This is a genomic window from Myxococcus vastator (genome assembly GCF_010894475.1).
Lineage (GTDB): Bacteria > Myxococcota > Myxococcia > Myxococcales > Myxococcaceae > Myxococcus > Myxococcus vastator.
In genome coordinates this window covers 1-8887 of record NZ_JAAIYB010000359.1, presented here as the reverse complement: position 1 = coordinate 8887, position 8887 = coordinate 1, and the positions used below count along the sequence as shown (strand labels likewise).

Annotated in this window: 4 protein-coding genes; 1 reads left to right on the top strand and 3 read right to left on the bottom strand. The window is 73.3% G+C overall.

Features of this window, described 5'->3' with window-relative positions; genetic code table 11:
• Positions 1 to 560: 560 nt before the first annotated feature.
• On the top strand, positions 561 to 1910 hold the full coding sequence (locus G4D87_RS28020) for an FHA and sigma-54 interaction domain-containing protein (protein ID WP_176410666.1): 1350 nt from the start codon (positions 561 to 563) through the stop codon (positions 1908 to 1910).
• Positions 1911 to 1913: 3 nt separating this feature from the next.
• Here the strand turns inward: G4D87_RS28020 and G4D87_RS28015 are convergent, their stop codons facing one another.
• From G4D87_RS28015 to G4D87_RS28005, 3 genes are all read right to left on the bottom strand, one after another.
• Positions 1914 to 3287 carry a serine/threonine-protein kinase gene (locus G4D87_RS28015; protein WP_163785734.1) on the bottom strand — a complete coding sequence of 458 codons (1374 nt, stop codon included), beginning with the start codon at positions 3285 to 3287 and terminating at the stop codon, positions 1914 to 1916.
• A gap of 12 nt (positions 3288 to 3299) precedes the next feature.
• The gene (locus G4D87_RS28010; RefSeq protein WP_163785732.1) at positions 3300 to 4844 is read right to left on the bottom strand and encodes a hypothetical protein; all 1545 of its coding nucleotides are present in this window, start codon (positions 4842 to 4844) and stop codon (positions 3300 to 3302) included.
• 161 nt (positions 4845 to 5005) lie between these two features.
• A complete protein-coding gene (locus tag G4D87_RS28005; protein WP_163785730.1) occupies positions 5006 to 8830 on the bottom strand; it encodes a serine/threonine-protein kinase in 3825 nt (1274 codons plus the stop codon).
• Positions 8831 to 8887: the final 57 nt, after the last annotated feature.

Sequence of the window (8887 nt, the reverse complement as noted above, 5' to 3'; positions counted from 1 at the left end):
CTCCCGTTCCGGTGAGACCGGCCAGCATGGGCGGCGCTGCCAACGCGTTGCGCCCCCTCCCGGCCTGCCCCCCTCTTCTCCCAGAGCCTCGCATTGAATGCCGGGCCTGCCAACGCCCGCCGCGAAAACGCTGGCGTCCGTCCGCGCCCCGCGCCCGCGCCACCGCCACGCGTCCTCCAACAGCTCGCGGACCCGCGCCGGACGCGCCGCGGCAACGCGCGGGGACGCGGGGTACCTGCGCGTCATGTCCGGTGATGGAGCAACTGTCCGGCGCGGCCCGCGTCAATGACAGACATCGAGTCCGCTGTGACACAGCGCTTCTCAGCCGAGGAGGTCCAGACAGCCTCGACTAGCGGAAATCCCGGAGACGCCGCGCCTTCCGCGCGGGCCCTGCCTTGCTCCCAGAGCGGGCGGCCAATACCCACCCCACAATAAAAATGAGCCGGGGAGAGAACCGTTCGGATGTCGGCCCCCGTGATATCTTGACTTCCATGTCTGCACTGGATCGGGCTCGGGCCGCACCCTCCTCGCCGGACGTGAAGGGCGAATCGCAATGGAGGATGGAAGTCGAAGGTGGGGGTGAGACGCCGCTGCACGTCACGCTGCCCTACGAGCACGCACGCCGGGGCTATGACGCCTCCACGGTGCGCCGGTTCCGGCTCACGGTGGCGGAAGGTCCGAACATGGGGACGACGTGGGAGTCCACGGGCGACACGTGCTCGGTGGGCTCACACCCGCTGAACGACTTCGCCGTGGAGGACTCCACGGTGTCCCGGTTCCACTGCGAGGTGCGCATCGGGCCGCGGGGCCCCCAGGTGAAGGACCTGGACAGCCTCAACGGCGTCATCGTCGACGGGGTGCAGGTGGTGGAGGGCGTGCTGCGCAGCGGCAGCCTGCTGCGCCTGGGCCGCGTGGTGCTGCGCTTCGACTTCAGCGCGGAGAACAACCGCCTGCCGCTGTCGGAGAGCACGCGCTTCGGCACGCTGGTGGGCGCCTCCGTGGCCATGCGCGGCTGCTTCGCGATGATGGAGCGCGCGGCGGGCCGCGACGTGACGGTGCTGCTCGAAGGTGAGACGGGCACCGGCAAGAGCCAGGCCGCGCTGGCCATCCACCAGGCCAGTCCCCGGCGAGACGCCCCCTTCCTCATCGTGGACTGCGGCGCCATCCCCGAGCACCTGCTGGAGAGCGAGCTGTTCGGCCACGAGAAGGGCGCTTTCACCGGCGCCGTCCAGCGCCGCGCGGGCGTCTTCGAGGAAGCCGACGGCGGCACCGTCTTCCTGGACGAGATTGGCGAGCTGCCCCCGGAGCTGCAGCCCAAGCTGCTGCGCGTGCTGGAGAACCGCGAGATTCGCCGCGTGGGCAGCAACACGTATCAACCGGTGAACGTGCGCCTCCTCGCCGCCACGCACCGGGACCTCCGCGCGGAGGTCAACGCGGGCCGGTTCCGCTCCGACCTCTTCTTCCGGCTCGCGGTGCTGCGCCTGCTGCTTCCACCGCTGCGTCAGCGCCCGGAGGACCTGCCCATGCTGGTGGAGGGCATCCTCGACCTGCTCGGCGCGGACCGCGAGCGCACGGGCGCGCTGCGCACGCAGGACTTCCTGGCCAGGCTGCGGCACGCGGCGTGGCCCGGCAACGTGCGCGAGCTGCGCAACTACCTGGAGCGCTGCCTCGTCTTCGAGGAGGCCGTGGAGCTCTCCGAGGAAGAGGCCCGCCGCTCCGGCCCGCCCGAGGTGGACCCCTCGCAGCCGTACGCCGACCAGCGCCGGCACGTCGTCGACGACTTCGAGCGCCGCTACCTGCGCGCGCTGCTGGAGAAGCACCAGGGCAAGGTGGCCCAGGCCGCCGTCACCGCCGGCATGGACCGCGTCCACCTCTACCGCCTGCTGCGACGCCACGGCATCAAGCCGTGAGCCTCAACGCGGGCGGCTGACGCGCCAGCACCCCAGCCCCGCGGCGGACACGGGCGTCGCCAGGAAGCCCGTCTCCAGGCCCTGGAGCGCACGCGAGGTCGCCACCAGGTCCGTCCCCGGTGGCTCCGCGACCCAGCCCGGCAGGCGCAGCAGGCCGCCGCCCCCATCCTCGTCAGGCAGCTCCGCGACGTGAACGGTGATGGCCAGGTCCACCGGGCGCGGCGCCTCGCTCGCCGCCACGAACTCCACCAGGGCCAGCGCGGCGTGAAGGACGCGTGCCCGCGCGGCCTGCTCCGCCCCCGCGTCCGGAGGCAGCGGCGCGAAGGCCAGCAGGCAGCCGCTCCCCTCCAGCCGCACGTCCAGCCCCGCGGCGCGCGCGGTTCCCCCCACGCGCTCCAGCAACGCATCCAGCCGCTCCAGGGAGGAGGCCTCCACCGCGCCGTGGAGCCGGGCTTCCGCGTACAGCGCCACGGCGAGCGAGGGATGCTCCTGCGTGGGACGGCCCTTCACCGCGCGCCGGAGCGCGTCGAGCCAGGCATCGACGTCCGGGTAGCGGTCCTCGCGCCGCTTTCCCAGGCTGCGCAGCACCACGGCATCCAGCGCGGCCGGCACCGGGGCGCGCTCACTGGGCCGAGGCGGCGGCGCATTCAGGTGCAGGTCCTCCACCTCGTGCCGGGTGGCCCCCTGGAACGGCGGCTGTCCGGTGACGAGCTGGAAGAGCAGCACGCCCATCGCGTACAGGTCCGTGCGGGCGTCGGGCGGCTCGCCGCGAATCTGCTCGGGCGCCATGGACAGCGGCGTGCCCAGGGAGACGCCCGTCAGCGTGAGCGTGGACGCGCCCGGCGCATCCGGCGTCAGCCCCTTCGCCACGCCGAAGTCCACCAGCTTCACGCGCGGCGCGCCACCGCCCGTGCTCAAGCGCACCACGTTCTGGGCTTTCAAGTCGCGGTGCACGACGCCGGCCTGGTGGGCGGCACGCAGCGCGCCGCCCACCTGCTCCAGCACCTCCAGCGCCTCTCCCGGCGACAGCGGTCCGCGTGAGGCCAGCTCCGCGGCGAGGTCCCTCCCCTCCAGCCACTCCATCGCGATGAAGGGCCGCCCGTCCGCGAGCGTCCCGTAGCCAAGCACATCGACGATGTGCGGATGGCTCAACCGCTGGAGTGTCTCCGCCTCCCGGCGGAAGCGGCGCAGCGCGACGTCCGAGGGCTGCGGGAGCAGGACCTTCAGCGCCGCGGGCCCGCCCGTGCGGACATGACGGGCGCGGTAGAGCGTGGAGACAGGTCCCCGGTAATGGACCTGCTCCACCAGCCAGTCCGACACCAGGGCGCCGACGCCCAGCTCCTCGCCATAGAGGGCCTCTTCGTCACCGGACGCCATGCGGCAGGTGGCCTACTTCTTCCGGGGAAAGGGAAAAGGCAGCTCGCCCGCCGGAGGCAGCGGCTCGACGGGCACCGCCGCGCGCACGCAGGACTGGGCGCGCTGCTCCTTCGTCACCGTGTCACACGGGGCATGGAGGTAGGTGGTCACCGACTCCGGCCACAGCACGTTGGCATGGTCGCGGCACAGCTCGTAGTCGCCGTCCCCCGGCGTGAGGGGCCCATCCTGGACCAGGCACTTGCCGGCCACCGGCGGATTGAGGGACGTGAAGCAGGCCCCTGTCACGCGCGCGGCGCAGTTGGAGCCCGACGTGGGCAGCGCGCAGACGCGGTTCGCCGCGTACGCCGCCCCGCTGGACCAGGCCGGGTCGTAGCAGGAGAACATCTTCCGGTAGATGGAGCCGCGCACGATGACGTCGGCGCCCACCACCACGTACTGCCGCTTGTCCCCCTCGCCCAGCGCCACGACCTCCACCTCCGCCCCCAGCTCGTCCGGCAGGAAGATGTTCCCGTAGAACGCGCCCTCGCGCACGGCATAGACCTGCTGCTCGGAGAGACCATAGGTGGACGCGGAGTCCGGATGAGACTCGACGTTCGCCACCAGTCCCACGGTCGTGCTCGAAGCCGGCGCGGTCATCACGCTGTAGTAGCCCCCGGCCGGGCAGGTGAAGACGACCACCGGATTGGCGGGTGCGGCCCCGCACGTCCCGGTCGCCTCGCCCAGGTTGCGCCCGTCGGAATGGTCGCACCCCGCGATGCCCTGGCACACCCGCAGGGCGGCGGGCCCGTTCACGCTGGAGCCCAGCGTGGGAGACGGCCCCGCGCAGGACAGCGGGCCGCCAGCGCCCACCACGACAGTCGAAGAGGGCGTGCAGCTGCCGATGCCATCCGGCGTCCACCCGCAGTCACGTTGCGCGCCTGACTCGCCCAGGACGCAGTCCTCGAAGCTGGCCAGCGGACTGCCGGTGATGGGAACGTGCCGGGCCGGGAGCGTCTTCGCATCCAGCGTGTAGATGTTGGGGCCCGACGCGTGGAACTGGTGCTCGCCGCGCATGGACAACTCCACGCGCCGTCCCTCCGCGTTGTTGCGCGCCAGCACGCACGCGGAGACGCGCTCCAGGCACTCCTCGGACGGCGCGGCGGTGGCCCAATCAGGGCAGAGCCCCGCCTGTCCCACCCACTTCCGGATGCCGGGGCTGGGCAGCCGCGGGTCGTAATAGGCGACCTCCTGTCCGGCCGTCAGCGCACAGCCCACCAGGTACGCCATGAACCGCTGCGCATTGGGGTCATGCAGCCGCCGGCGCGTGTTCGCGTCGCCCAGCGTGGGGTGGAACAGCTGAAGCAGGGCCGAGGTTCCCAGCAGCCCGTTGGACTCGGCGTTGGTGGAGATGGCGTTGAGCACCAGCGCCTGCGTCGTGAGCGCGTTGGCGATGCGAATCTCCGACGCCTGCGCCCCTACCGTGGGCGGCTCCTCTTCGTGAGGCCCGGTTCCGCAACCCGACAGGGCGAGAAACAGGAGCGAGGCAACCGCCAACAGGCGAGGCGAACCAAGGGCCATGAGACGTCCTCCAGGAACGACGGAAGGAAGGAGAGCTTCCTCCCAGCAAGCATGTGCCGAGCCAGCCTGGGAGGTTGTATGCGGCGACATGAGAGCAGATCTGCGGGCGGCATTCGCGTAGCGCTTCACGTCACACCGCCGCCAGACAGTGACATTTCTCGTTACACGTTGAAAAGAGCGGCCCTCAGAGCCTCCAGGCGAGCTCGCCACAGGGGAGCGCCCTCCTCCACCGCGCGCTCGGCGCGAATCACCCAGGTGCGCGCCTCGTCGGCACGTCCCGCATGGAGCGCGCCCCCGGCCGCCTGGAGGAGAATCTCCGCCTTCTCATCCGCCGAAGCCAGGGTGTCCGCGTCGTCCGCCAGGGCCAGCCACGCCTCCCGCGCCGAGCCACCGCCGCGCGCGTCCTGGACCTGCAGCTCCACCAGCCTTCGCATGACGGCGGTGGGGGGCAGCGATTCGGGCGGACAGTGGGCGTCAATCCACCGGAGCTGCCGCGTCGCCTCGTCCAGGTCGCCCAGCGCGGCGGCCAGGCGCGCGAGCAGCAACGCATCCACCGGGACGGGATGCTCACGGAAGAAGCGCACCCCCAGCTCGTGAACACGCCGGGCCAGCGGCAGCGCCTCCTCCAGGCGGCCTTGCATGTAGAGCACCTCGGCGAGGTTGAAGGTGGACCAGCGCTCCACCTGCGCATGGCCCAGCTCCCGGCCGAGCGCCATCGCGCGGCGCAGGTCCTCTTCCAGGCGCGCCACGTCCCCCAGGCGCAACCACAGCAGCACGCGGTTGATGAACGTGGCGGCCCGGTGCAGTGCGTCCCCGGCCTGCTCACAGCGCAGCAGCGCCAGGTCGAAGTGGGCCGCGGCGTCGTCGGTCCGGTCCAGGAACGTGAGCGCCGAGCCCAGCAGCGCCAGCGACACCACGAGCGTCTCGTGGTCATGCGCCCGCTCCGCGCCCTCCACCACGCCAGTGAGGACGCGCACGGCGGCGCCCCACTCGCCCAGCCGCACGTGGAGCCGGCCCCGGGCCAGCGAGCAGCGCAGGGACAGGCGAGGCTCATCCAGCCGCTCGATGCGCTCCAAGGCCTCACGCGTACACGCCGAGGAGCCCTCCACGTCCTCCATCCAGTCGCGCGCGGTGGCTTCCTCCAGGAGCAGCTCCACCTGCTGGGCCTCGTCACCGCGCGCCACGGCCAGCGCCCGCGCCGCGCCCAGGTCCGCCAGCCCCTCCCGGAAGCGCTGGAGCCGGTGACGGACGCGCCCACGCCCCGACAGCGCCAGGGCCCGGCGCTCCACTTCTCCCTCCGGCAACAACGCGAGCGCGCGCGTGTAGTGCTGCTCCGCCTCGACGGACAGGTGCGCGCGGCGCGCGGACTCCGCGAGCGCGAGGAACGCGGTGGTGGCCTCCGCGTGCGCGCCACAGGCCGCGGCATGGTGGGCCCAGCGGCGGCGCTCGGCCATCCCGTCCCGGGGCGTGGCGCGCAGCGCCGCGGCGTGGAGGACGCGGCGCGAGGACGCCGGCAGCAAGGCCTCCAGCGCCTCGCGCAGCAAGGGGTGACGGAAGGCGAAGTGGCCCGGCGCCGTGGGCCGCAACAGCCCCGAGCGCGCCAGCCGCTGGAGCCCGGCCCCCGCGTCGAGCGACGTCACGCGCGCCAGCTCCTCGCTCGGCGCCAGGTGTCGCAGGGCGGCGTCCACCCGGGACACCTCCACTTCCGTTCCCAGCACCGCGCACAGCCGCGCGAGGACTCGATGTGCCGCGGGGAGTCCGGCCAGCGCCCGCGCGGCGAGCCGCTCGAAGAGCGGCGTCACGGAGACGTCCAGCAACGCGTCCGGCGCGATGTACCACCCGCCCCCAGGGGACGCCCGCAGGGCCCCCGCGGCCCGCAGCGCGCCCGAGAGCTCCACCAACGACAAGGGGACGCCCTGCGCCAGCTGTTCCAGCCGCGCCAGCACCGGCTCGGGGACGTGCTCCGCGGGGCGCAGCAGTTGCAGCAACAGGGACCGGCTCGCCTCGGGCGTCAGCGGCGGCAGTGCGATTCGCGCGACGCGGGCGCTGCGCTCACCCAGGTGCGGCCGAAACCCGAGCAACGCGGGCCGCGCGGCGACACAGACCCAGAGCGGTGCACGCACGCCAGCCAGGGTGGCGACTTCCAGTGCATCCAGGCTGGTGGGGTCCGCCAGGTGCGCGTCGTCGACGAGCAGCACACGGGGAGCTTCGAGGGCCTGGCGCTGGAGCCCCTCGGCGAGCGCGCGCGCGGCGGCGTGTCGCTCATCCACGAGCGGAAGGCCCGGCGTCTGGACGACGCGCGGTGGCTCGGCGGTGGCCCTCAGCGCGTCCAGCAGCGACTCCGAGGACGCGGCGTCCGGAGCGGGCGCGCGGAGCCGCACCACCAGACACCGCCCCGCGGCCTCCAGCCGGGTGGCCAGCGCCTCCAGGACCCGCGACGTGCCGTGCCCCACGTCGCCCGTGAGGACGCACAGGCCCGGGATACCCTCCTCGATGCAGCGTGAGGCTTCGGCCTCCAGCGCCGCCAGGACGGCCTCGCGGCCCGACAGGGGCGGCGCCTCCGCGGAGGACGTGGCCGCGCCACCGTCGTGCAGTCGCAGGCGCGCGCCATCGGACGAAGGCTCCGTGGCGCCCGGCCCCAAGCGCGCCGCGGCGGAGGCGGTGACGCGCGCTTCTCCCAGGGCGAGGTCTTCCGGCCACCAGTCCCCCACGGCCTCCAGCGCGGGCCCCGCGACGCGCGTGGTCGTGGCGCCTGGATGAATCTGCAGTCGCGCCAGGTGCAGGACGGTGGCGGCCTTCCCCTCCTCCATCAGCTTGCGCGCCACCAGTGCGCCCGCGCGAAGGTTGGCTTCGGCGGACAGGGACTCGGAGAACCCGACCAGATAGCCCCGGGTGCGGACGCGCGCGAGCGTGCCGCCCTGAGGCTCGAAGGTCAGCCGGAGCGCATCGACCGGCAGGTCCGCGCGGACGCCCAGCAGCGCGACCCACCGCTCGCCGGCCCCCGGCCCGGACGACGTGAGCACCGCGGCGGGCGTGCCCTCCGGCGGAGCCATGGACAGGGACTGGCTGCACGCGGCATCAAACGCGGCGAGCACGTCCGATGCGCGCGAGAAGCGTTCGGCGGGCGCCTTCGCCAGACACCGCGACAGCACCGCGTCGAGCGCCGTCGGCACGGGCGCGCGCGCCGACACCCGGGCTGGGCGAAGGCTGACGTGCCCGTGGCGAATCTCCTCGGCCCCGCCGAGGAAGGGCGGCACGCCGGTGAGCAGCTCGTACAGGAGGACGCCCAGCGCGTAGACATCCGCGGCGGCGCCGGCCTCGCGTGCGTCCAGGCACTGCTCGGGTGCCATGTAATAAGGCGTCCCCAGCCGCTGCCCCACGAGCGTCAGGCCCGCTGCCTCCGGACGCGCTTCGTCGTCAGGCGTGTCCAGGAACCGCGCGAGTCCCAGGTCCAGCAGGCTGAGCGCCCCACCCTCACGCAGGAAGATGTTCTCCGGCTTGAGGTCACGGTGGGCCACGCCCGCGGCATGGACGCGCTCCAGGGCGGCGCAGAGGCCACTGAGCAGCTCGCGCACGCGGGGCACGGACGCCGCCCCCGAGCCCGGCAACGCCGCCATCCACGCGGCGAGCGTCTGGCCATGCAGCCGCTCCATGACGAGGAACGGCCGCCCTCGGACCACCCCCGACTGGTGGAGCGCGGGCGTCGTCGGCGCGCCGACGCGGTGGAGCGCGGCGGCCTCGCGGGCGAAGCGGTCGCGGTGAGGGGGCCGTCCCACCTTGAGCGCGACCTCATGGCCATCCTCCTCGCGGTACGCGGTGAAGACGTGTGAGAAGCCGCCCGAGCCCAGCAAGGCCGCGGGGCGCAAACCTGGCACGTCCGGGAGCGGAAGGGGCTCCGCGTCAGGGCCAGGCGACGAAGCGCGCTGGCCATGCACAGGACACACCGCGCCGGTGGCGAGACGGCGGTGGCAGACCGGACAGCGCATGGGGTGAGACGAAGATTACCAGAGCGCCTGGCTCAGGACGATGACAACCCCCACCAG